Origin of the sequence: Citrobacter sp. wls711 (assembly GCF_005281055.1) — a bacterium.
Classification (GTDB): domain Bacteria; phylum Pseudomonadota; class Gammaproteobacteria; order Enterobacterales; family Enterobacteriaceae; genus Citrobacter; species Citrobacter gillenii.
In genome coordinates this window covers 1-22,714 of record NZ_SZXC01000080.1, presented here as the reverse complement: position 1 = coordinate 22,714, position 22,714 = coordinate 1, and the positions used below count along the sequence as shown (strand labels likewise).

Below are 22,714 nucleotides of genomic sequence, written 5' to 3'. Positions count from 1 at the left end.
GGTTTTTATTTCTAAACCATGGCATCGGTTCGGTTTCGTACTTGCGAACGATTCTTTGGCCTCCCTTCCGTACTCTGATTGCGAAGCGCCACCAAACCCGGTGCTCGTGAAGCTCAACGCAATATGAAGAGGTCATGTATGAAAACCAAATTACGCAAAACCGCTGTTCCCGCAGTGGCCGCAGCAATCTTCAGCCTGATGTTTGCCGCCAGCGCCCAAGCTCATTGTGATGCTCTGGACGGTCCCGCGATTACCGAAGCCCGTGCGGCACTGGAGTCAGGCAATGTTAAGCCCTTGCTCAAATGGGTGCCGGCAAAGGATGAGGCCGAAATCAAAAGGGTATTCGCCGATGTGCTCCAAGTCCGCGGGCAAAGCGAAACTGCGAAAAACATTGCCGATCAGCATCTGTTCTCGACGCTCGTTAAGGTTCATCGTGCCTCCGAAGGCGAACCCTTTACCGGCATCAAGCCTTCCGGACAGATTGATCCGGGTTTAATGGCGGCGGATGCGGCGTTGAAAAACGGGCAAATTGATCCCCTCGTGGCAAATATAACCCGCAAGATCGAGAACGGTATTCGTGAGCGTTATAATGAGGCTCAGCGTGCAAGGGCCATGGCTGATCAAAGCGTCGATAAGGGGCGTGCCTTTGTCGCTGACTACGTCAATTACATTCGCTATATAGAGGGCGTGCATGGCGCTGCTGGAGGGCAGGGGGACTAATTCCTATCTTCACGCAGACGCAAAGCAGGCTGACGGCCTGCTTTGCCGTTGTATTCATTTCCAGTTTCGCCTTCGGCTGAATTGGTACCATCATTCTATTAAGGCGCATCAAAAAACATAAATGAACCCAACACCAATCTCCGCTTCATAATCATTCTGGGATATCGGGCTATCTGAGACGTCACTCCCATAAACTTCGTAAAGAGCTTCGCCGAAGATCTGCCAGTTCTTGTTCAGGTAGGGGTCAGCTCACGAAACGGAAAAAATCGTACGCTAAGACCTCTGCATGTTCCCGCAGTTCTTCGCCAACAAGCCGGTCGAGCGATTGATCGGCCCCGGGCTCTGCGCCGATGACCTTAATGATGATGTGCTCGGGCGCTGTCTGGATGCGCTGTTTGCGGCCGATGTGTCGACGCTTTATCAGGTGATGGCCGAGCAAGTGGTCGCCAAGCTGGGGCTCAAGCCCACGGCGGTGCATCTTGATATCACCAGCTTTCACGTCGATGGCGCCTATGACTGCGCCGATGGCGAACAGACCGGCCGGCTGCAACTGGTGCGGGGATACAGCCGTGACCATCGGCCAGAGCTCAATCAGGTGATCCTGGAGCTGATCTGTGAGAATCAGGCCGGCTTGCCGGTGTACCTGCAAGCGCTCAGTGGCAACAGCAACGATAACAGCGCCTTTCGCGAGACGGTTAATCGCCACCTGCGCAGCCTCAAGTCCGCGCAGGAGAGCCGCTATCTGGTCGGTGATGCAGCGCTGTACTGCGCCGAGACCCTGCACCTGTTGCATCATCAGCGCCAGCTGTTCATCACCCGCGTGCCGCGCACCCTGACGGAAGCACGGAATGCTGTGGCAGCCATTGGTGAGGCGCCGCTGACCGCGCTGGGCGATGGCTACCAGGGGCGCTGGCTGGATGCCGACTACGCGGATGTGCCGCAGCGCTGGCTGCTGGTGCGCAGCGAAAAGGCCAACCATGCCGAGCAGAAAACGCTGGCCAAGCACCTGCTGGGCGACAGCACCCGCGAGCTCAAGGCGTTCACCAAACTGTGCGCGCGGCGCTTTGCCTGTCAGGCCGATGCCGAAGCGGAGCTGGCGCGCTTTGCCAACGGGCTGAAACTACTGGAGATTGTGCAAGGCCACGTGCTGACGGAGCCCGTTTACGCCAGCGCCGGCAGACCCAAAAGCGGCCAGCAACCCGACAGCTATCAGTACCGCATCGAGGGTCAGGCCGCTACCTGCCTGGAACGGGTGGAGGAGGCCAACGCCCAGACGGGCGTGTTCATCCTGGCCACCAACGACCTGAGCGGCACCCTGACCATGGCCGAACTGCTGGCCACCTACAAGGCACAGCAAACGGTTGAGCGCGGCTTTCGTTTCCTCAAAAGCCCCGAGTTCCTGACCTCATCGCTCTATCTGAAAAAGCCGGAGCGCATTGAAGCCCTGTTGATGGTGATGACCTGCAGCCTGATGATTTACGCCGCGCTGGAGCACCGTATCCGCAAAGGGCTGGTTGCCCAAGGCCGCAGCGTGCCGGACATGAAGAAGAAACCGACGCAGAAGCCAACCGCCCGCTGGATCTTCCTGTGCTTTGGCGGGATCCACGAGTACAGCCTGGGGGGCGAACCAGCCCAAGTGACCGACATCAACACCGTTCAGGAGACCATCATCGACGTTCTCGGCCCTCGATACCGGCAGATTTATTCATGAAGCGGGTGCGGAATGTCGGGTTCCACTTTGGCTGAGCTCCATGTATTTCACAGAGCCCTTCGGAAAATCCTTGCGAACCAAAAGCACTTCATCAACCTGTCACGTCAGTGACACGACAGTGTCATCTCTCAGCTTTACCGTTCAATTGTAACTCGCAATACGGCGAGCTTATTTATTGCAAAAGGTGATCCTGTGGCGCCAACTCAATCAACCAATGTGATGCTTCGAGTCGAGAGTATGGGCGTAACCTACCCGGGAAACGTCCTCGCGCTCAAACCCACCAACGTTCACTTTCACAAGGGCGAATTCACCGTGCTACTGGGACTTTCAGGCGCGGGTAAATCCACTCTGCTTCGTTCACTGAATCACCTGGTTAAGCCCACAACCGGGAAGGTTGTGTCTGGCGAGTTTGGTGAACTGACCAACCGTAGAATCCTGCGACAGCACCGCAGCCGCACCGCCATGGTGTTCCAGCATCACCAGCTGATCGAACGATACACCGCGTTACAGAATGTGCTGACAGGCAGACTTGCGTATCACGGTACTTGGCGAAGCCTGCTTCCCCTGCCCCGGCAGGACCTGGAGTTGGCTCTGCAATGCCTCGACCGCGTAGGTCTGGCTGACAAAGCGCTTTCCCGAGTAGATCAGTTGTCCGGCGGCCAGCAGCAGCGGGTTGGAATCGCCAGAGCATTGGTGCAGCAACCATCCATGATTCTTGCCGATGAGCCCGTTGCCAGCCTGGATCCGGCCACTTCTGAAAAGGTACTCGGCCTACTGCGCGATATTTGTCAGGAAGATGGAATCACCGCGGTTATTTCCTTGCACCAATTGGAATACGCCCAGCGTTTTGCAGACCGGATCATCGGCCTTTCGAACGCTCATATCGTTTTTGACGATGCTCCTGAAAACCTGAAATCGAAACACCTGGACGAGATTTACCACCGGTCACCCAGCGTGGTAGCTGCGGAAGGCAAACCAGCCATCCATAAACCTAAGACCACCCCGATAACGACAGACGTACTGGAGATAGCACAATGAAGACAATGATTCACTCTTTGCTGGCTCTGATAATGATGCTCGGCATCCATTGGTCAGCCCATGCCGCAGATACAGACCCTGATCTTTTGAAAGTTGCCTTGCTGCCGGATGAGAACGCGTCAGAACTGATCAAGCGAAACCAACCTTTGAAGGATTACCTGGAAACCACTCTTGGTAAGGAAGTAGAACTGATTGTTACCACCGATTACTCCTCCATGATCGAAGCCATGCGTTTTGGCCGAATTGACCTGGCTTACTTTGGTCCGTTGTCCTATGTGATGGCCAAGAGTAAGAGTGACATTGAACCCTTTGCCGCCATGGTGGTAGACGGGAAGCCGACTTATCGCTCCATCATTATTGCCAATGCGGACTCTGGCGTTGGCTCCTTCGCGGATATCAAAGGCAAGAAAATGGCCTACGGTGACCGCGCATCCACTTCCAGCCACCTGATCCCCAAGACCGTACTCCTTGAGAAGGCAGAGCTCGAAGCCGGAAAGGACTATGAGGCTCATTTCGTCGGTAGCCATGACGCTGTTGCGGTTAACGTCGCCAATGGCAATGCCGACGCCGGAGGGTTGTCCGAAGTTATCTTCGAGCATGTGATGGACCGCGGTTTGATTGATCGGAGCAAGGTCAAAGTGCTGGGCTACAGCGGTGACTTTCCTCAATACCCCTGGGCCATGCGTTCGAACCTGGCCCCTGAGCTGAAGAGCAACATTCAGAAAGCCTTTCTGCAGATCGATGACCCGGAGATTCTCGACAACCTGAAGGCTGAGGGATTCGCGGCAATTACCGACGAAGATTACGATGTCATCCGCGCTATGGGTGGCCTGCTCAATCTTGATTTCGCAAAAATGTGAGGAGTGCCCCATGAACTATACAACGACGGAACCGGCGACTCTGTCGCCGGCCCCGTCGGCCTCCGTGCTGGATGAGCACGCGAAAGGCTGGCGGAAAAAACTCGGACAGTCGCTGTTAGTGCTGCTCATCATTTTTGTCGCAAGTTGGCACGTAGGGCTGCTCAATTTCAATACACTTGCCAATGGCGTGCCAGCCATAGGCACACTCATTGGCGAATCTCTTCCACCTGACTTCACCAATGTGGCCAGCTGGGTGTCGCCGTTAATCGACACGCTTGCGATGAGCATTGCCGGTACTGCCATTGCAGTAACCTTGTCTGTGCCACTGGCATTCCTGGCTGCGCGCAACACCTCTCCACATCCGGTGGTGTTCCAAGTAACTCGAACCCTTTTAAACGGTTTGCGTTCAGTCCCGGAACTGATCATGGGCATCATCTTCGTGGCTGCTGTTGGTTTTGGGGCGTTGCCTGGCGTACTGGCGCTCGGTCTTCACTCCATTGGCATGGTTGGAAAGTTTTTTGCCGAAGCGATTGAGCATGTAGATGAGGCGCCAGTGGAAGCGGCCGATGCTGCCGGCGCTACTCGCTTGCAGGTGCTCTATCACGCCGTGCTGCCACAAGTACTTCCTCAATTCGCGGACGTGTCCATTTATCGCTGGGAATACAATTTCCGTGCCTCGACCGTAATGGGCATGGTGGGTGCCGGTGGTATTGGCTTCGAATTGATGGGCTCGCTGAGAATCATGCAGTATCAGGAAGTCAGCGCCATTCTCATTGTCATCTTGTTGATGGTCACCGTCGTGGACAGTCTCAGTGGCCGCCTTCGTAAGAAATTCAAATAAGGACCGTCGATGAAACCCAAGGTTGTGATAACCCATAAGATCCATGACAGTGTTCTGGATGAACTTGCCCAAGATTGCGAGCTGGTCACCAACCAATCCGGCGCCACGTTGCCCCAGGAGGAAGTGGCTGCGCGCGTTGCAGACGCTGATGCGATGATGGCGTTCATGCCAGACCGAGTTGGAGTGGAGTTCCTACAGGGGTGTCCGCGCTTGAAGGTGATTGGTGCAGCCCTGAAAGGCTATGACAACTTTGATGTGGATGCCTGCACGCGTCATGGGGTTTGGCTGACATTTGTACCGGATTTGCTAACCGTGCCTACTGCAGAGCTAACGGTCGGGCTGACGATCAGTCTCACCCGACAAGTCAAGGCGGCGGACCACTTCGTTCGATCCGGTGAATTTACTGGCTGGACACCACGCTTCTATGGGCAGGGGATCGAAGGCTCACGGATTGGTATTGTGGGTATGGGGGCCATCGGCCAAGCGGTGGCGCAGCGCCTGAACGGATGGGGAGCGGATTTAATCTATTCCCAGCCGGAACGTTTACCCGTGCAGCATGAGCAGGCACTGGGTTTGTCCCATACTCCCCTCAAGATGCTGCTGGCCCAGTCAGATATTGTGATCCTGGCACTGGCGCTCAATGAGCAAACCCTCCACACCATTAATCGCGAAACGCTAACAGGAATGAAACCGGGCGCATTCCTTATCAATCCCTGCCGTGGATCTGTGGTGGATGAGGGTAGTGTTCTGCAAGCGCTTCAATCCGGTCAGTTGGGGGGGTACGCCGCTGATGTGTTTGAGATGGAAGATTGGGCGAGAGAAGATCGTCCGAGGGAGATCGCCCAGGGGCTCAGGGCCCACCCCAACACGCTGTTTACTGCTCACATCGGATCGGCAGTCAGCCAGGTGCGTCTGGCTATCGAGCAACGCGCTGCTCGGAACATTCTGCAAGTGCTTCGGGGTGAGCGGCCGGGTGATGCGATCAATGATCCCAGTGGCCGCGAGAGCGGCCCATGCTGAATCTTGTCTGGCTGAAGAGTTTCGTGGCGGTGCTGGACCACAACGGGTTTCAGGCCGCAGCCCGCCAGTTGGACATCGCACAACCCACACTGTCCCAGCACCTTCAAAAACTCGAAAACCAACTTGGCGTTTTATTGGTCCACAGGGGGCGCTCTGGCTGTGAGCCAACCCGGGCTGCCTTAACCTTGTTGCCTTTTGCCCGAAGTCTGCTCCGGCTGGAGGAGCAGGCGAGATCTTCCATTATGGAGGCTCGACTTCGCGTTGGGGCGAGCTCCAATATTGGGATTTATATGCTCCAGCCCTACATCCGTCGTTACAAGGAGCTGGGCGTAGGGCCCGAGGTGGATGTGGTAATAGATTCCAATCCGACTATTGCACGGCATTTATCGGACGGTGAGCTGGACGTGGCGATTATGGAGTGGTGGCATGATCTACCCGGATTCCATGCTCAGGCGTGGCGTAACGAGCCCGTTGTTCTAATCGTTCCGCCTGGTCACCCGTTAGCCCGTCGAACCGATATCGACCGCGATACGCTGTCTAACATGGCTCTGATCGGCGGCGAACCCGGCACCGGCACTGGCCGGCTTTTGGCGACCTACTTCGGTGAGCATGGGCCATTTCCGACGGTATCTATGCAGCTGGGTAGCACCGAAGCCGTCAAGCAAGCGGTTAAGGTCGGACTTGGCGCATCGTTGGTGCTTGAAAGTTCTGTACGGGAGGAGGTCCAAAATGGAAGTCTGGTGGCTATTCCCGTGAGTGAGCCTGGCCTTAGCAAGGAGCTGATGGTGATTTATCCGAGCAGCCTGGACAAACACAGGCCAGTATACTCGTTTGTTGGGCATCTCTGTGAATAGCTATTGGGTCCACCTCACGCATATCTAGCTGGGAATGCAGATACTGAGCCTCACGCTCACTTCGACAACGCAGTATTCCGTCATCTGCATATCGGCAGAATGGGATATCCGGATGACGAACGGTCAGCCAACGATCCAATGCATAATGCAGAAACAGGTTTGCCAGAACTGGCGATAACGGGCCACCTTGTGGTGTGCCAACGTTCCGTCGTTCCTGCTTACCATCTTTCGTCTGCATCGGTGCCGTTAGCCAGCGCCTCACATACAGCAGCACCCAGGATTCAGAGCAATGGTGGTCAAGGGCCTTGAGCAATAGCTCATGATCAATATGATCAAACAAGCCACGGATGTCATACTCCAGCACCCAGTCCCTTTCCCAGCACCGCTTTCGCGTGATCGCAAGCGCATCATGCGGGGATTTCCCGCGCCGATACCCGTACGAGTCCACATGAAAGACAGGTTCCAGGATAGGTTCCAGCGTCATAGTAACCACAGTTTGCGCTATACGATCGCTAACCGTGGGTACCCCGAGCAATCTTTCTCCTCCACTTTTCTTCGGAATTGGAACTGCTTTGACGGACAGTGGGAAATAGCTGCCGGACGACATCCGATTCCAAATTAGATAGAGGTTCTTACTTAAGTCTCGATCAAAGTCCTGAATCCGACTTTCCGCACCTGATTCTGGATTTTTTTCGGCGACGTTCGCTACACGTTTGACGAAGTTTGCTAGGTTCCGCGATTCTCACCGTTTGGCTCCAGCCTGCGGTAGGTATGCCGATGATGGTTAAGACATCTGTGATCTGGCCATACCTTGGCAACTTAACCGAGCAACACTAATGCAAGACACCATTGGTGTCAGGAAGTTATTTATCGGCCTCTCGGTCACGTGACATTCGTCACATAAAGTATTCTCGAAATTAGGTGCGGAATGACGGCTGAATCGTCTGGCCATCTACACCGGCCGCACCTCGATTTGATTTAACGCGCTGATACGCCTTCCATACCTGGCGCTTGGAATTTTTTTCTCTAATTGCGGAAATACCGAAATTAGAGAAAACACAGCACGCCCCTCAGTTAGTAATATGGCTGCATTGTTAATATTCGAGGTTGTGCCCATGGCTAATAATCACAAGGTAATGACAGTTCGCGTAGATCAGCTGATTCTTTCACCTGAACTATCCGTTGACTATCGTCACGTCTTGACCAGTTTGCGATATCGATCGAACAGCTTTTCTTCCATCCCCCATGACATTCTTCTTGAATTCATTATGGCCCACCTGCGTATTCCGGCGAAGTTGAACAGTGATTCCGGCCAACGTGAACACCGCTCGTCTTAGCGCATTTCCCTTGCCGGCTTTTTAGCGCGGCTGTTCATCTTGGGTCAATGGCGATCGTTGTTTGCGCATCGATTCGCCCTTCAGTTGCAGCCGGTGGGCGTTGTGCATGAGCCGATCGAGGATCGCTTCAGCGAGGGTGCTGTCACCGATGCTGGCGTACCACTGGTCGGTCGGCAGCTGGCTGATCACCACGGTCGAATGGCGGCCGTGACGGTCGTCCATGATCTCCAGCAGATCGTGGCGCTGGGCGGGTAGCAGCGGCTCCAGCCCCCAGTCATCGAGGATCAGCAGCTCGACCTTGGCCAACTGGGCCAATAGCCGGCCGTAGCTACCGTCGGCCTTGGCCTGGGTCAGGCTCTGCAGCAGCCGTGACAGGCGGTGGTAGTGGGTGCCGTAGCCCTGCAGACAGGCCTGATAGCCCAAGGCGCAGGCCAGATAGGTCTTGCCGCTGCCGCAGGGGCCGGTGATCAGCAGGTTCTGCCCGCGTTGCAGCCAGTCGCCCTGGGCCAGCCGGGCGATCTGGGCTCGGTCGATGTTGCGCGGGTGCTGGTAGTCGATCTCTTGGGTGGTGGCGCTCAGCTTGAGGCGAGCGTGGCGCACCAGCCGCGCCTGTTTGCGTTGCTCGCGCGCCAGATGTTCTTGCTCGACCAAGAGTCCCAGCCGTTCGATAAACGACAGGCCGTCGTAGGTCGCGACCTGTTCTTGTTGCTGCTGCAGGGCAGCGACCATGCCGCCGAGTCTGAGCTCGCGCAGGCGGTTGAGGGTCTGTTGGCTCATGCTGTTCTCCGCTTAGTGGAAGTGGTTGGGGCCACGGATGTTGTCGTGGCTTTGGGGGAGCTCCAAGGTGAAGCTCGGTTGCTCAGGCAGTTGGTCACGGTTGCTGGCGAGTACCGATTTGAGCTGCTTAAGACGGCTTAACCCCTCGCGGTTGGCGAGTTGGCAGCAGCCGTTCACCCGCTCTGGCGGGTAGCTGCGGGTGAGGTTGAGCAGTCCCAGACAGAGCCGGTAGGCCTGTTCCGGATGCGCTTTCTCGGCCAGCCGGTCGCTCACCCAGCGCAGGGTGTCGGGGCCGATATCCTGCGCCCACTGCTTGAGTCGGCCCGGGGTCCAGGCCTGCTGCTTGCTGTGGCGCACCGGCATGTGCGCCGCCAGGGTGGTGGTGCCGGGCTGGTGCTTGCGCGGATGGCTGGCCACCAGCTGCTGGCGGAAGTAGAGCTGCACCAGCTGGTCGCCGGCATGCAGTTCCAGCGTCTCGCCGACGTACTGATGGGGTGCCGAGTAGTGGTGCTGCTCGAACTGTACGTGGTAGTCGATGTTGACCTTGACCGACTTGATCGCCACGTAACGGTAAGGCTGCTGTGGCAGCGGCGTGAGCGCGGGCTGGTCCAGCTGCTCGAAAGCCTGACGGCGGTTGCCCGGTAGCTGCTTGAACGGGCGCTCATTGAGCTCGGTGAGTAGCGCGCGGAGACACTGGTTCAGCTCCGCCAGCGAGAAGAAGGTGTGATGGCGTAACCGCGCCAGGATCCAGCGTTCGACCACCTGAACCCCAACCTCCGCCTTGGCTTTGTCCTTGGGTTTGTAAGGACGCGCCGGCATCACCGCCAGCTGGTAATGGGCGGCCAGCTGCTGGTAGCTGGGATTGAGCTCCGGCTCATAACGGCAGGCCTTGTTCACCCCGCTCTTGAGGTTGTCTGGCACCAGCAGGGCCGGCGTCCCGCCGAAGAATTCAAAGGCGCGGACGTGGCTGTGCAGCCAATCCGGTAGCGATTGGGTCAGGGTGGCTTCGGCATAGGTGTAGTTGGAGGCGCCAAGCACCGCGACAAAGATCTGAGCCTGGCGGATCTCGCCGGTCGAGCCTGAGACGATGGGCACGGTGGGGCCACAGTAGTCGATAAAGCACTTCTCGCCGGCCTTGTGCTGCTGGCGCATGGAGCGCTTCTGCAGCTGGCACCAGCCCCGGTAGCGCTCGCAGAACTGGGAGTAGCTGTAGCAGCGGTTGGGGTAACGCTCGGTGTATTCCTGCCACAGCAGTTGCATCGACATGCCCTTGCGCTTGAGCTCCTGATGCACCGTGGGCCAGTCCGGGAGCTGGAAGCGGGAACTGCCGCGGGTGTCGGCAGCGGGATAGAACAGCCGGGCCAGTTGGGTGTCATCCAGCCCGTCCGGCAGCGGCCAGGCCAGCTGCAACTGCTCGGCGGTTTTGAGCAGCTTCTGGATGGCGCCGACGCTGACCTTGGTGCTGAGGCTGATCTGGCGGAAGGAGAGCCCGGCCTGTAGCCGTAGTCGCAGAACATCACGAATTTTACGCATTGCAATCCTCTTGGCGGACATGGTCTCTTCCCGGCAAAGGGGAGAGACTACCAAAGGTTTTTAATTCAATGCGTTAAGACAGATTCCGGACAACGTGAACAGCTGTTCCGGCATCATGAACACCCATTCCGGAAAATGGGGCAAAAGTGTTCAGCTTGGGCCGGAATGAGCGTTCACGTTGAACCAGAATCGGTGTTCACGTTGAACCGGAATGACCGTTCACGATCGGCCGGAATAGGCACCACCCACCAATTGGGTATATGGATGGCGAATACTTTCACGTGATTAGCAATATCAGAACACTCGGTATCAAACCCTTCTTACCAGAAAATGCTCAGATTCGAGTTATAGTAGATGAGACTCTCTGTCAGTCCGACATTGAGCTTATTTCAGTGCAGAGAGAATTGTTCAACTTGATCGTTTTCAGTATGAATGGACAGATGTTTGCGAGCGCATTAGCAGGTTTGTGGGATGTATCAGCCAATGCCAGATTTAAAAAATAAAGCCATTTACTAATGGGTTCGAAAGTAAGCGAACATCATTTATAATGTAGGCTCCGTTCGCCAAGCTTATCGGATATTTACACACATGCGCCACGATGACGGTCGTAAACTGATGAGCTGATCACGGAAGCCAAATACGTTGTTCATCTTCTTTATGTCCTTCCATTAGGCGCGTGATAGCCGGGTGCCAACTTTGCGTTCTCAACGCCGTACAAAGCCAGCGAATCGCTGAGCCAGAGGCGGTACTGTTCTTCTTTAAGACTGTGATCGGGTGAGGCATCAACGTTCCAGCGCAGCAGCATGTAGCCCGCAACAGCAGCCCGTACTCGCATTCGTATCGAACCACCAACCATCCCGTAGTCCATCTTGATGACCTCTGGACGTTCAAAACGCGGATGAGGCACTAAGTCCAACTCCACGATCCGCGTCCACTGAATGTCGTTGTCCGGACGCTCGTTAGCCTTAGGTTCTTCATCAAGCAGGATCGGCGCTTCGATGCGGGTGACAACGAAGTCGCGGAATTCGCCACTCTTGCGATCAAAAGCTCGGACGTGCCAGCGCAGGCCGGTATCGACCAGCGCGAAGGGCACAATGATCCGCTCGGTCTCGCCGCTGCTCATTGAGTGGTAGCGGATGGCTACTGGCCGCTTGGCATGGATGGCCCGGCAGATCGGAGCCAGCACATCCATCTGTGGGCAGCTCAGAGCCACAGGAGACTCGCATGGCAGCATCGGCTGCGAATCGACGTTCACGCCATCACCAAACCCAAGAGCAAGTGCCGACAAAACACGCTGCATTGCATGCTCGAAAATCGGAGAAAATGCCTTGCCGATGCGGTAGATCTTGTTGCTACCATCGAATTCAATGTTCTGCGGTGCGATTTCCCGGTACAGAGCCAGATCGCGCGTTGCCCCTGCCGGAGCCACACCGAAGCGCTCAATCAGATCTGGGCGACCAATATCACCGAAGAAGTAGAGCAGGAAGTCGATGTAAGCCAGTCGCTCTCGCTGGGCAAGGCTCAAGTCCTCGACCCGTTTAATGGGTGAACTAATCATGTGCCGTAGCTACAAAATAAAAGGAGAATGTAGTGATGTAATCCATATAGTGCCATGACCATAATCAAATTGATGACAATCATGCACCAATTTTACTATAACAACAAGACGTGGAGCCTCAAATGTAGACATTGAGCGTCTTATATAAAGTCTATTTATTACGTTATATTGAAGTCATCCAACTATGAAATCTTGCTGCCCAGTGCTCAATCGATTCCTCATGCAACTTGCCCTTATCCACTGATTTGGTCTGCGGGTGAGGAATGCCTGAATAGCCATCCTTGCCGCAGAGCATTTTTAGCCGCTGACTTGGCCAGTGCAGTGATTTCTGGGTTAACTCTTCTGCCAACAGCGTAAGCTGCTTGGGCCAATCCAGAGACGATTTCAGCCGTAATAGCAGGGTGGATAGAGAACAAACACCATCAGATGTATCGACTTCTAGGATATAGAATGTGCGGCCCTGCAACTCCATCTCAACAACCGCCAAGCATCTTGGATTGCCATCCAGAAGCAGATGACGTTTACAACGGTAGAGCTTAGGTAGCTTGTGCAGTTGCTGGGAGCGAATGACGCAACCATGGATTGCCACCAACTGCTGAAGCATCGACTGAAAACAATCAAACTTGTTGGCATATAGACGCAGATCATCGGTTTCATCCGCCTCTGCAGTCCACTCAGCACTGGGCAGTATCCCCCCAAAAACTGACTCTTCAGTACTTACGTCCTCTGATGCCTTGGAGCTAATCTCATCGTCAGCCTTACCCTTAGCTCCCTCCTGTTTTTTATCAGCTATTTTGCGTGTGTTGAATGCTTTGGAAAACTCAAATACGACAGAGGGAGCCTGCAACAAAACAGGTTTAGTATTCACACTCGCATCAGCCCCATCATGGACCGAATGGATGGGCGGGCGTTCAGCGACCAAACGCACAGCACCGTCCCCCTCTCCATGCACATACTCTCGCAACTTGGGATGGAAAAACTCTACTTCGTCTGGAATCGCAGCTTGGACGTTTCTTAGACTGGCTACCTCGTAAACCAGCATGCTTTGGGTTTGTTTATCAAATCGCCCTCGAACCTCAAAAGAAGCGGAGCGTAAAGGTGGAGGGGTAAACTCGAAATCCCAGTGCCGATATCCACTTTGTTCATAGCCATTCAACTTTTGACTACGACCAATGCTTTCGTAAGAGGCTCGGGCATCTGGGTCGATCAAGATCCAGCTCAATAAACGTCGCGATTCATAATCATCCAGAGACTTAAGTGGATAGCTAGAGGAGGGTAATACATTCACCCGGGCTACGTTGGGACCATGGTGTTCAATCGAAAACTCACTTCTCAGATAATCAGGCTCAAGTGCTGAGCGTGAAAGATAGCCATCGTGTAAGAACAGTACTCTTGCCAGCTCTAGTTGGGGAAGATAGATCTGTATGTTGTTTGCCAAAAAACAGAAGCAGTGTTGACGTTTATCCATGGCGCGAATGGCCAAGGGAACAGGGAAATCACCTAAATATCTGCGTTGCCAAGTAGCCGAGCTCTCGATGGTAAAAGAGAGCCGAAAACCGGCAGACTTATGCTTCTGTGTCGGATTCAACACCCGCTTACGAGCCAAAACAGGAAGATTCGAAACCCGCAGCGACCCGATTTCAGCTTGAGGAGCCAGATCCAGATTGATGCCCCACTGTGTGTGATTAACTCGCCGGAACAGAGAACCGATTGCCAAAATGGTTGTATCGTCAGATACCTTTTCAAAACGGATATCCTGCATCAAGCCCCCAATACATCTCGCAATAGGTCATCAGCCAGCGAGGTTAATCGCTCATCACTCAATCCAGCCAGGCGAAGAAGTCGCCATCGGCGCAATGAATTACCAGTCTGCACCAGCAATCCGGCAGCAAGAGCCAAACGACGAATCTGATAACCTGTTATATCTTCACAATATCGTTGAAAAAACAAGCGAGTAAGAGGCATAGAGCGCAAGTTTTTCTCAATCATGGCTCCCGATAGAAGTTTCGATAGATACCAGTTCCTCGACAGCCGAGGGGAATCAAGCATCAACTCATGTTGATCGAGGATATGGAGTAATTGACGACAAACCATGCGATCCCGCTTTGGCCAATCGACACGGAGATTGTCTCTAGCATGGCCCTGATGGTGTTGCCGGTTAAATTGCAGAAACCAGCTTCGATCATGCCGATACAGCCAGGCGTATAACGCCTGATGAGATAAACGGGCCTGCTTCACCCCATGGCTTTCCAGCAACTGCTGCCATCTGACTCGATACTCTGCCGATAGGCCGCTCTTTTTATCTGGAGGACAAAAATAGCCATTTATTTTCTCTTACGTTACTGCGGCCGCCGCTTTAGTCTTAATGTGAAGCCTGGGAATTCGCTGAATGAAGAATACGTTTTCACCCCCAGACCGACAGCTGTTAAGGCGCGATCCCAACACTCCATTTGTAAGTATCAGGCCCATCTTCTCCGCTGGTGGCATCAGCTACTATCTGTGCATAACGTTCTCCAGCAAGTTCTCTTACCATCTGATCCACGACCCATTGCAGATGATGCATTTCATCGGTTCCGCCGTAACGACAAGCCAACTCAATAGCCCGCTCTATTCTTTTTTGTTCTTCAGTCATACTGAATCCTCACGCTTACACCAGCTATTCTGAAAACATGCACACTATAAATTGCGGCTGTCATTTCTCAGCCAGGCGCCTGCATTGCTGCCTCATTCCATCAAAAATACTTTCCGCAAGCTGCTGGGGGAACTGGTCCGGAAGAAGCCCGCTAACACGTTCAATGACACCCGGGGTTCTGGCGATGATTTCCTCTATCATCGCCTCTGTCTGCTGTTTACTCAGGCCGGTTATCTCACCATGCCTGATCCAGTGGCGTCGTTGTATTCGATATATCTGGTAATAGTTGCTACTGCCACGTACGGCCATCGCCAGTTTGCACTTCTGCCAAGATATCTGATTGTTCCCATGACCGATCACCGGCCATGCCGACAACACATCATAGTTTGGTGTAAGGTGATAACGTCCCTGTGGCCCAATAGAAATACTGAAATTTTTAGCGTGGCCATCTGTTGCGGCCATCATCCAGAAAATTATCTGCGTCATAAAAAACTGCGCTTTGTCACGCTCAGCACGGTCTGAATTACTCAGAACCTCCATAATTTCCGATATACCTGGCCCGCCGTCCGCCTGATATTTTCGTAATGGCGAAACGCCCAGGGCCTGACACATATCCTCCTGGGGTAAACGAATGATCCATTGTCCGTCTCCTGACCATTTTCGGTCAAAACGTTCTACCACCAGCGCTTTCTGATCTTCAAAGTGAGCAATCTGCGTTCTTGCCACGGGGAGCCCGTACTGGTCGAGAAGTACCGAGCAGAGCCATTCATTTTCAACCGACGAGCTCATGTCGGCTTTCATGTTCCCCACAAGTCCGAGCGGTAGCTTGAATATATGCGTCGTTGGTGTATTACCCTCCGGCATACACCACCGATCTTCATGCCACAGTAGGGCTGTTTTCTCCTGAGCACCGGCAATAGATAAACGTAAGTCGTCGTTATCTTCTGGCCTGCCCGGTAGCAATGTCTCCGTGGTATTACGCAAAGTTGCCGCAATTTCTGATTCAGTAAGCGGGTGATACTTCACGGAATATAAATCAGTGGGTTCATCTCCGTCATGAAGCAGCTGTATCGCGCCCACGCAGTCTTTTCCCAGCTCCGTCAGCAGATCAAAAGGCTCCAGGCTATCGGCCTTGTAACGCATTGCCAGACGTCTGCGTATGCCTTCGCTGTCCGGGAGTAAATTATCAAAATAGTCACGTACCACATTTCCACGCCAGACCTGGTTCCCGGGAGTAAAAGGAAGGGACAATGACAGCGGCCTTCCCTGTTCGTCAGCAACCCATTCAGGAAGGTATTCTAAGCTGTCTACCCCTTTGCTTTTTTCCCAGTACCCGACTTTGATGCCGTTCATCCAAATTACCAGACGTTGCTGTTTCCGGCTCATATCGTTACCAATCCTCCTGTCGTGCAGGTGAATTTAATTTATATATTTCTTCCGTCTGCTTCCTCTCTGAAGAAGTGGTTGCCGAGGAGAAGCTGATTTTTACACCCAGGACGGAAAACACCTTGAATAGCCGTTCAATGCTCGCACTGGCAGGGTTGGCTTCCAGACGTGAGTATGTCTGTTGAGTGACACCTAACCTTTCGGACAGGTCTTTTTGCGTCAGGCCATTCGCCTTGCGAAAACCAATGAGCAAGGGACGCAACTGGTTGAGCGTGTTTAACGGGTAATCATTATTGATCATAAGCTGGCCTCAGTAGTTCCTCTGATACACCTTGTACGCTGTTTTCTAAACATACACCCTAAAAGCTGTAATATCAAATTAACAGCCTAAAAGCTGTTAAATAGAGAGTACAACCTTTAGGCTGTTACCAAGTGGCAGCATAAATCTTTATGACGTTTGATATGAGAGAACTATCAATAATAAGCCGTTACGCTCGTACAGCATCCGGGAAGAGAGCTGACAGATCAGGATCATCGGTAAACGAGAAGCGGAGTATCTTATGGCCCTGTTGTGAGCTGTATAAATAACTACGAGCTACTCTCTGCCTCGGGGAGGAGGCAGAGAGAGTATTAAAAGCAAAGGCAGACATTTTTAGCAGCTGGTGGGCTATGGGGTTCCGGAGGTGCTCCGGTGAATGTTACTTGACTGGCAAGTTTCCTGCTCTGATGGTCAATGCCTCGATGCTGTCTATATTGTTCTGAAACCGTTCCAGTTCTGCCTTTTCAATACCGGCCCAAAGCTTTAAGTGTCGCTGATAAAGGGACCACTTGAGTGAGTGAAAACCATTCCAGGCCAACCCCATCCAAGAGGCGTAATTCGCATTGAGAATATTGCCGGTGATATACATTTTACCTGCGTTAACAGCACTGGAAGTTCCATAACCCAGGGCAAGCATCATCCGGAAGCGTGGATTTAGCCGCAACGGCATGGTATCCAGTAAGGTCTCCCCAAAAGCTCCTTTTCCCAGCGATACCTGTTTCACCACATAGAAAACCCGCATCAAAACTTCCATTATGGTCATCGGAATACTTGTCACGATAAACTGACGAAAGTCATATCCGTTGACATACATGTACTCTATTTGTTTGCCGAAGTTAGAACTCCCCACAGGGATCCCCTCAAGCATACGAAGTAGCCCCATAAAAGGAGCCGGTAAACCCATGCCACGGTTTCCTTTTGCTGAGGGGGCATTAACATCCGATGCCAGGTGTCCAAACATTCTGGCGATGAGCCTGAAAATATTGGTTTCGTCAGTAACGCCTTTACTGGAAGGATAAACCACGATCTGTCCATTCTGAACCACCGTACAGGTCCCGTTCAGCATATCCTTTATACCGAAAATAATGCCCAGTATGGGATCGTGTGACAAAGCTCTTAAGCGGTGATTTGTGGGAGACAAAACGCCACCGGCCGCACCCACTAAATCGCTACTGATCGAACTGTCTGGTGCCCCTATAGGGAACAAATCTGAGAGTTTTGTACTCAGGTCCTCCGGCAAAATGGCATTGAAGGCTTTCTGCACCTGTTTATTGAAAATACCATCCACTTCTGCCGTAAAGCTCACCGTAGGTTTTGGCGGGGCTCTGACGCAAAGTAAATCCAGCATGGATGCTATGAGCCCGCATCCGCAGGCAATAGCATAATCCCAGGCGTCGAGTGCGTAGCGATCATTAAATTCTTTAATATGATTCTGGATCCGGGCATCTACAACAGCCAGGTCATCCGTGGAGAGTATTGTGGCCAGTCCAATATCACCGCATACACGCTGGTTAGCCTCGCTATATATAGTCTTGAGACCAGTAGAATGCATGGCAGTATCTGAAGGGGTCATTTCTCGCAGATGATGTTCTTTAAGCGCCAGATGCTCCGCTTCATCAAGTTCAGTGCCGCTGATTAGCCCGGTCAACTGTGCCTTAAGGCTCTCTATATCACTGTTAATTGTCTCGTGAGCGTTCGCGATATCCTGACCACGGAGCTGAATATAACGGATGGCCCTGAACTCATCATCATAAGGAGACTGAACCGTACCGGGTTTCTTGGAGACTAAACTCTCAGTGAAAGGAGACCCAAAATGAAATCACAATCCGCCAAACGCTATCCCCCTGAACTGCGTGAGCGCGCTGTCAGAATGTTGTTGGAACACCGTGATGAGTATGACTCTGAGCCGGATGCCATTCGTGCCATATCGTCAAAAATCGGGTGCCATTACGACACCCTACGAGCCTGGTTGCGTCAGCATAAAAATGATGTCCGTGGTGGTGTCAGCCCCGTCAGCACTGATGATGGTGGACTGAGCACCAATGAGCGCCAGCGTTTAAAAGAACTGGAGCGTGAAAATCGGGAGCTACGCCGCAGCAATGATATATTGCGCCAGGCCTCAGCTTATTTTGCTCAGGCGGAGCTCGACCGCCACTGGAAAAAATAATGCCACTTATGCAGCGTCTGAGTGGTACACACGGGGTCGGGCCGGTATGTCGCGAACTGGATATTGCCCCGTCGACATATTACTGGCATCAGCAACGCCAGCTACATCCTGAGAAATGTAGCCAACGAGAAAAGTGCGATGCTCAAATCATCCAGGAGATAAAACGCGTTTACGGAGAAAATTACAGTGTCTATGGGGCACGAAAAGTCTGGCGTCAGTTGCTCCGCGAGGGCTTTAGCGTCGCCCGGTGTACTGTTGAACGCCTGATGAAAATAATAGGTCTTCGGGGCGTACTCCGTGGCAAAGTCATCAAGACCACGATCGGTCGTAAAACAGCGGCAGCAGCGGATCTGGTAAACCGCCAGTTTGTGGCAGAACGTCCCAATCAGCTTTGGTGTGCAGATTTTACGTACGTTAGCACCTGGCATGGCTTCGCCTATGTGGCGTTCATCATCGATGTGTTCGCAGGCACGATCGTTGGCTGGCGGGTCTCATCGTCGATGGAAGCAAGGTTCGTGCTGGATGCTCTGGAACAAGCTCTGTGGGCACGTCGCCCCTCAGGTACAATCCATCACTCGGACAAGGGCTCCCAATACGTGTCACTGGCGTACACCCAGCGGCTGCAGGAGGCGGAGCTGTTGGCGTCGACAGGCAGTACAGGCGACTCTTACGATAATGCCCTGGCCGAGAGTATCAATGGCCTTTACAAAGCGGAAGTGATCCACCGTAAAAGCTGGAAAAACCACACGGAAGTGGAGCTTGCGACACTGGCGTGGGTGGACTGGTTCAACAATCGAAGGTTACTGGAACGGCTAGGACACATACCGCCGGTAGAAGCCGAAAAAGCTTATTATGCTACCAGTACAAATAATGATCTGGCAGCCTGAGCTTCCGGACTAAACACTCTCCAAAAAAACCGGGGCGGTTCAGTTTCATGGCTTCTTCTCCTGTCAACGCAAAGCAGAAGTGTCACCATCGGTGCGAAACAGAGATGTCATGCTTTGGTTCAGAGAATGCGTTTGACCGCCTCGCTATATACTTCCGAGCGTTCTCTTTTCCCAACAGAAATCACGAAAACGACAACTTTCTCGTCTATAACCTGGTATACAAGGCGATAGCCTGAAGACCGGAGCTTAATCTTGTAACAATCAGGCATACCACGGAGCTTGTTTGCTTCAATCCGGGGTGACTCAAGTACTTCAACCAGCTTCTTTTTCAACTGTTCACGTACCGTCGAGCCCAGCTTTCGCCATTCCTTTAGTGCCCGCTCGTCAAAATCCAGAAAATACGCCATCAGAGTTCATCCAGCGTCACACGTACTGGCTTAGGATTACGAAGTCGTTCTTTCACTATCTCCACAAGTTCAGCATCTTCATCACTCAGGAGTGTCTGTTTGAACGGCAAGCGTTCATTGTCAGCGATATACTCGAGCATGAGACGAAGCGCTTCAGAAGGAGTTACGCCCATTTTTTCAAGCGCGGCGTAAGAACGCGCTTTAAGTTCATCGTCAATACGTAGGTTAATGCTACCCATGTCTTACACCCCTTGTAATTACAAATGTCATTACAAGTATCGCACTACAACATGCTTAGGGCAAGTCACGAAGTAAGTCAGAAAGTAGTCGTAAGAACGGTGATCACTGTCCGCTTTGTGCCAGAAGCGGACTTTTTAAAAATATTGCGTGCCCAACAATTGGGCGCAGGTCACATCAAGTACCCTCAGAATTATAGAGAATACCTGAAATTTTTGTAGAGCGAGGTTTGTTACCCTGCCCGACCAGCGACATGTGGTTAGTTTAGTGATCAGAAATGTCGAGCGTTTGGTCGTTCATTGACGCGGGATCTTCCAACGGTTCCACATGAGTGGTGATATGGATAAAAGGCAGTGCGGTGCGGATATCATTCTCTATACGCTCGGCCCAGTCGTGCCCATATTGAACAGTCCATCGCCCAGGAACTAGGATGTGCATTGTCATAAACGCCCGCCCGCCAGCCTGGCGTGTACGTAGTGCATGGAAATCAAGCCCCTGTTCACGATATCCTGCCAGCAGTGACTCGATTTTTTTGAGTTCTTCCGTGGGTAGCGATACGTCCATCAGACCTGCAGCTGAACGACTCATAAGCTGATAACCAGTCCAAACGATGTTGGCTGCGACCAGCAATGCAACGATCGGATCGACCCAAAACCAGCCGGTCAGATAAACCAGTCCGACACCAAAAATGACACCGACCGACGTCCAGACATCGGTCAGCAGGTGATGAGCATCTGCCTCAAGAGTGATAGAGTTGTGCTGCCTGCCAGCCCTTAACAAAATGCGAGCCGTCACAAAATTAAGGATTGATGCGACTGTTGAAACCAGTAATCCGAGACCAATCTCCTCAAGCGGCTGTGGAGTTAACATCCGCTCAACTGCGGTATAGGCGATACTGGCTGCCGCCAATAGGATCAGAAATCCTTCGAAAGCACTCGAGAAATATTCGGCTTTGCCGTGCCCATATGCATGGTTCTCATCGGCCGGAAGCGCAGCCAAGGTCAGCATCCAGAGCGCCATTAGGGCTCCTGCGAGGTTAACTACGGATTCGATGGCATCAGATAGCAGACCGACCGAACCGGTCATTTTCCACGCCACACCTTTGAGTCCGATAGTGGCAATAGCCGTGGCAATGGAAAGCCAAGCGTAGTGCGTCAGCGGACGAGGTAACCCTTTTGTTTTAGTCATTATTAACTTCCTAAAATAGGACGACTAACTCACATTTCTATCCATGATAGATAATTAAACAATCATTTCGCCATGAATATTTTTTCGTTTTTATTAAATTTAATTAAAAAGTCTCTGCAAGTGCTGTTTCATCTTCTAGTAAACTAAATTTTATTTTTAGGGTTTTCTTCAACTTGAAGTAATATTATCTCACAACAGATTAGTCACTTAGGTTAACTGAGCGGCTTTTATATTTTTCAATTAAAATATGCAAAACTCCCATTGCACCATGTGCATAAAAATAGACCTCAATGAAAGTAGTAAAGAACTTATGCCAGTGGATTACTGTTTCAGCCAGATTTGACTGCATGGTATTCAACAAGAACCATAGGCCACCTGAAAGTGCTACAATTAGCAATGCTAGAACTCCAAATCCTTGGATTGTACTGGCAATACCTCCCGAATGTGCATCGGGCAGTCGGAAACTAGTCAACGTTTTTATATCTTGCTTAATACCACTAAAGTCAAGCCCTACCCATGAAAAATAATAAGTAAAACCTCTTTGAGTAAGCATCCAACTTAACATAATAAAACCACAAATAATCAGTCCTAACCCTGAAATAATGTGCATCCAGGTTATAACTCCTTCAAGACTATGTTCACCAATTGCTTCGGTCTCTGTCAGATTAGAGTTAATAATTTGTGATAATATTAGAAATGCCACAATGATGTGAAGAATACGAAAAAAAGGAGCGTAATCATGGGGTAATAGATTCCAGAGTCGCAATTTCATTAATGAGTCCTTAGTAAATTTATCGATGATCTTAATCATACAAAAGAATTATTAGGATAACCTTAATTCTTAAAATTGCAGCAGGCATTAGTTCACCTCTGATATGGCCACTTGCGAAATGGGAATGGTAACTGTTATTACTATGTGTTTACTTGCTGTTCTTGTTACGCAGCCCCTTAAACACATTACTTTCAAATATGATTTCCTGCTGGGTTTAAATATGTGTCTTTCTATAGTGCGGCAACCTATTTTTACACCAACTCATGAATTAAATAAGAATCATAAATTAAATGAGAGGTTTAATTCTCTTGCTTAACGCGATGATATTAAATGGAAATTTTAATTTTTGTAATTTATTAAACAGTTAGAATGAGACATGGTAAATACGATCTTCCTTTAGATAATTCTGATAGCACTTTTTCTACTGGGCAGTCTGCAATGTCCGCTTCACGCCCTGAGACATTCGACAA

Annotated in this window: 22 protein-coding genes, 2 pseudogenes and 1 other annotated feature; of the genes and pseudogenes, 9 read left to right on the top strand and 15 right to left on the bottom strand. The window is 52.0% G+C overall.

Annotation, left to right across the window (positions count from 1 at the left end):
• Window positions 1–138: 138 nt before the first annotated feature.
• Complete coding sequence (locus FDW98_RS23030; protein ID WP_020833795.1) at window positions 139–720, top strand: DUF6448 family protein; 582 nt, start codon at window positions 139–141, stop codon at window positions 718–720.
• A 108-nt stretch (window positions 721–828) separates the two neighbouring features.
• On the opposite strand, the gene FDW98_RS23875 is transcribed toward FDW98_RS23030, so the two are convergent.
• Window positions 829–957, bottom strand: coding sequence for a MipA/OmpV family protein (locus FDW98_RS23875; protein ID WP_077909722.1), 129 nt, complete (start codon window positions 955–957; stop codon window positions 829–831).
• Window positions 958–1,000: 43 nt separating this feature from the next.
• On the opposite strand from FDW98_RS23875, the pseudogene FDW98_RS23020 reads away from it, so the two are divergent.
• The 6 genes and pseudogenes from FDW98_RS23020 to FDW98_RS22995 all read left to right on the top strand — a co-directional run.
• Window positions 1,001–2,431: pseudogene (locus tag FDW98_RS23020) on the top strand (IS1634 family transposase); the annotation flags it as partial.
• Window positions 2,432–2,623: 192 nt separating this feature from the next.
• Window positions 2,624–3,469, top strand: coding sequence for a phosphonate ABC transporter ATP-binding protein (gene phnC, locus FDW98_RS23015; protein ID WP_011784779.1), 846 nt, complete (start codon window positions 2,624–2,626; stop codon window positions 3,467–3,469).
• Entirely contained in the window at window positions 3,466–4,329 is an 864-nt protein-coding gene (gene phnD, locus FDW98_RS23010; protein ID WP_011784780.1) for a phosphate/phosphite/phosphonate ABC transporter substrate-binding protein, read from the top strand. Before phnC ends, phnD begins: the two co-directional genes overlap by 4 nt.
• Window positions 4,330–4,339: 10 nt before the next feature.
• Entirely contained in the window at window positions 4,340–5,170 is an 831-nt protein-coding gene (gene phnE, locus FDW98_RS23005; RefSeq protein ID WP_020833798.1) for a phosphonate ABC transporter, permease protein PhnE, read from the top strand.
• 9 nt (window positions 5,171–5,179) lie between these two features.
• Window positions 5,180–6,190 carry a phosphonate dehydrogenase gene (locus tag FDW98_RS23000; protein WP_011783502.1) on the top strand — a complete coding sequence of 337 codons (1,011 nt, stop codon included), beginning with the start codon at window positions 5,180–5,182 and terminating at the stop codon, window positions 6,188–6,190.
• A complete protein-coding gene (locus FDW98_RS22995) occupies window positions 6,184–7,044 on the top strand; it encodes a LysR family transcriptional regulator (protein WP_011783503.1) in 861 nt (286 codons plus the stop codon). The genes FDW98_RS23000 and FDW98_RS22995 overlap by 7 nt, the downstream gene beginning before the upstream one ends.
• On the opposite strand, the gene FDW98_RS22990 is transcribed toward FDW98_RS22995, so the two are convergent.
• The 10 genes from FDW98_RS22990 to FDW98_RS22945 form a co-directional block, all read right to left on the bottom strand.
• Window positions 6,959–7,651, bottom strand: coding sequence for a reverse transcriptase domain-containing protein (locus FDW98_RS22990; RefSeq protein WP_071882548.1), 693 nt, complete (start codon window positions 7,649–7,651; stop codon window positions 6,959–6,961). The two genes, FDW98_RS22995 and FDW98_RS22990, sit on opposite strands and share 86 nt — an antisense overlap.
• Before the next feature lie 751 nt (window positions 7,652–8,402).
• Window positions 8,403–9,158 (bottom strand): IS21-like element helper ATPase IstB, encoded by a 756-nt coding sequence (istB, locus tag FDW98_RS22985; RefSeq protein WP_137398961.1) that lies wholly within the window; start codon window positions 9,156–9,158, stop codon window positions 8,403–8,405.
• 12 nt (window positions 9,159–9,170) lie between these two features.
• Entirely contained in the window at window positions 9,171–10,712 is a 1,542-nt protein-coding gene (gene istA / locus FDW98_RS22980; RefSeq protein WP_042846898.1) for an IS21 family transposase, read from the bottom strand.
• Between the two features lie 634 nt (window positions 10,713–11,346).
• Window positions 11,347–12,249: a YafY family protein gene (locus tag FDW98_RS22975; RefSeq protein WP_020833802.1), complete on the bottom strand. Its 903-nt coding sequence runs from the start codon at window positions 12,247–12,249 to the stop codon at window positions 11,347–11,349.
• A gap of 163 nt (window positions 12,250–12,412) precedes the next feature.
• The gene (locus tag FDW98_RS22970) at window positions 12,413–14,011 is read right to left on the bottom strand and encodes a Tn7-like element transposition protein TnsE (protein WP_020833803.1); all 1,599 of its coding nucleotides are present in this window, start codon (window positions 14,009–14,011) and stop codon (window positions 12,413–12,415) included.
• Window positions 14,011–14,577: a TnsD family Tn7-like transposition protein gene (locus FDW98_RS22965; RefSeq protein WP_077909720.1), complete on the bottom strand. Its 567-nt coding sequence runs from the start codon at window positions 14,575–14,577 to the stop codon at window positions 14,011–14,013. The genes FDW98_RS22970 and FDW98_RS22965 overlap by 1 nt, the downstream gene beginning before the upstream one ends.
• A gap of 97 nt (window positions 14,578–14,674) precedes the next feature.
• On the bottom strand, window positions 14,675–14,881 hold the full coding sequence (locus FDW98_RS22960) for a hypothetical protein (protein WP_000134171.1): 207 nt from the start codon (window positions 14,879–14,881) through the stop codon (window positions 14,675–14,677).
• Window positions 14,882–14,941: 60 nt separating this feature from the next.
• Window positions 14,942–16,267 (bottom strand): type II toxin-antitoxin system HipA family toxin, encoded by a 1,326-nt coding sequence (locus FDW98_RS22955; RefSeq protein ID WP_020833804.1) that lies wholly within the window; start codon window positions 16,265–16,267, stop codon window positions 14,942–14,944.
• Between the two features lie 4 nt (window positions 16,268–16,271).
• Window positions 16,272–16,565 carry a helix-turn-helix transcriptional regulator gene (locus FDW98_RS22950; protein ID WP_024143021.1) on the bottom strand — a complete coding sequence of 98 codons (294 nt, stop codon included), beginning with the start codon at window positions 16,563–16,565 and terminating at the stop codon, window positions 16,272–16,274.
• A gap of 400 nt (window positions 16,566–16,965) precedes the next feature.
• On the bottom strand, window positions 16,966–18,234 hold the full coding sequence (locus tag FDW98_RS22945; RefSeq protein WP_020833806.1) for a hypothetical protein: 1,269 nt from the start codon (window positions 18,232–18,234) through the stop codon (window positions 16,966–16,968).
• A gap of 165 nt (window positions 18,235–18,399) precedes the next feature.
• Here FDW98_RS22945 and FDW98_RS22940 point away from each other — a divergent pair.
• Window positions 18,400–19,640, top strand: a protein-coding gene (locus FDW98_RS22940; protein ID WP_165590718.1) for an IS3 family transposase whose coding sequence is annotated in 2 segments (ribosomal slippage) — window positions 18,400–18,715 and window positions 18,715–19,640 — 1,242 coding nt in all. Because the reading frame shifts where the segments join, the coding sequence is not laid out codon by codon here.
• Window positions 18,708–18,824: a sequence feature (AL1L pseudoknot), on the top strand. (Overlaps the previous gene by 117 nt.)
• A gap of 119 nt (window positions 19,641–19,759) precedes the next feature.
• Here the strand turns inward: FDW98_RS22940 and relE are convergent.
• Window positions 19,760–20,047, bottom strand: coding sequence for a type II toxin-antitoxin system mRNA interferase RelE (gene relE / locus FDW98_RS22935; protein WP_000323025.1), 288 nt, complete (start codon window positions 20,045–20,047; stop codon window positions 19,760–19,762).
• Window positions 20,047–20,286, bottom strand: coding sequence for a type II toxin-antitoxin system antitoxin RelB (gene relB / locus FDW98_RS22930; protein WP_000534858.1), 240 nt, complete (start codon window positions 20,284–20,286; stop codon window positions 20,047–20,049). Before relB ends, relE begins: the two co-directional genes overlap by 1 nt.
• A 24-nt stretch (window positions 20,287–20,310) precedes the next feature.
• Here relB and FDW98_RS23730 point away from each other — a divergent pair.
• Window positions 20,311–20,427: pseudogene (locus FDW98_RS23730) on the top strand (hypothetical protein); the annotation flags it as partial.
• Between the two features lie 121 nt (window positions 20,428–20,548).
• Here the strand turns inward: FDW98_RS23730 and FDW98_RS22920 are convergent.
• Window positions 20,549–21,472 carry a cation diffusion facilitator family transporter gene (locus FDW98_RS22920; RefSeq protein WP_000167917.1) on the bottom strand — a complete coding sequence of 308 codons (924 nt, stop codon included), beginning with the start codon at window positions 21,470–21,472 and terminating at the stop codon, window positions 20,549–20,551.
• 199 nt (window positions 21,473–21,671) lie between these two features.
• A complete protein-coding gene (locus tag FDW98_RS22915; RefSeq protein ID WP_001515348.1) occupies window positions 21,672–22,244 on the bottom strand; it encodes a cytochrome b/b6 domain-containing protein in 573 nt (190 codons plus the stop codon).
• Window positions 22,245–22,714 lie beyond the last annotated feature (470 nt).

Coding starts and splice junctions, on each gene's coding strand:
- istA (WP_042846898.1), bottom strand. CDS start 10,712: ATGTCCGCCAAGAGGATTGCAATGCGTAAAATTCGTGATGTTCTGCGA.
- FDW98_RS22995 (WP_011783503.1), top strand. CDS start 6,184: ATGCTGAATCTTGTCTGGCTGAAGAGTTTCGTGGCGGTGCTGGACCAC.
- FDW98_RS22955 (WP_020833804.1), bottom strand. CDS start 16,267: ATGAGCCGGAAACAGCAACGTCTGGTAATTTGGATGAACGGCATCAAA.
- FDW98_RS22990 (WP_071882548.1), bottom strand. CDS start 7,651: ATGTCGTCCGGCAGCTATTTCCCACTGTCCGTCAAAGCAGTTCCAATT.
- FDW98_RS22960 (WP_000134171.1), bottom strand. CDS start 14,881: ATGACTGAAGAACAAAAAAGAATAGAGCGGGCTATTGAGTTGGCTTGT.
- istB (WP_137398961.1), bottom strand. CDS start 9,158: ATGAGCCAACAGACCCTCAACCGCCTGCGCGAGCTCAGACTCGGCGGC.
- relB (WP_000534858.1), bottom strand. CDS start 20,286: ATGGGTAGCATTAACCTACGTATTGACGATGAACTTAAAGCGCGTTCT.
- FDW98_RS22915 (WP_001515348.1), bottom strand. CDS start 22,244: ATGAAATTGCGACTCTGGAATCTATTACCCCATGATTACGCTCCTTTT.
- FDW98_RS22975 (WP_020833802.1), bottom strand. CDS start 12,249: ATGATTAGTTCACCCATTAAACGGGTCGAGGACTTGAGCCTTGCCCAG.
- FDW98_RS22970 (WP_020833803.1), bottom strand. CDS start 14,011: ATGCAGGATATCCGTTTTGAAAAGGTATCTGACGATACAACCATTTTG.
- phnD (WP_011784780.1), top strand. CDS start 3,466: ATGAAGACAATGATTCACTCTTTGCTGGCTCTGATAATGATGCTCGGC.
- FDW98_RS23000 (WP_011783502.1), top strand. CDS start 5,180: ATGAAACCCAAGGTTGTGATAACCCATAAGATCCATGACAGTGTTCTG.
- FDW98_RS22920 (WP_000167917.1), bottom strand. CDS start 21,472: ATGACTAAAACAAAAGGGTTACCTCGTCCGCTGACGCACTACGCTTGG.
- phnE (WP_020833798.1), top strand. CDS start 4,340: ATGAACTATACAACGACGGAACCGGCGACTCTGTCGCCGGCCCCGTCG.
- FDW98_RS23030 (WP_020833795.1), top strand. CDS start 139: ATGAAAACCAAATTACGCAAAACCGCTGTTCCCGCAGTGGCCGCAGCA.
- relE (WP_000323025.1), bottom strand. CDS start 20,047: ATGGCGTATTTTCTGGATTTTGACGAGCGGGCACTAAAGGAATGGCGA.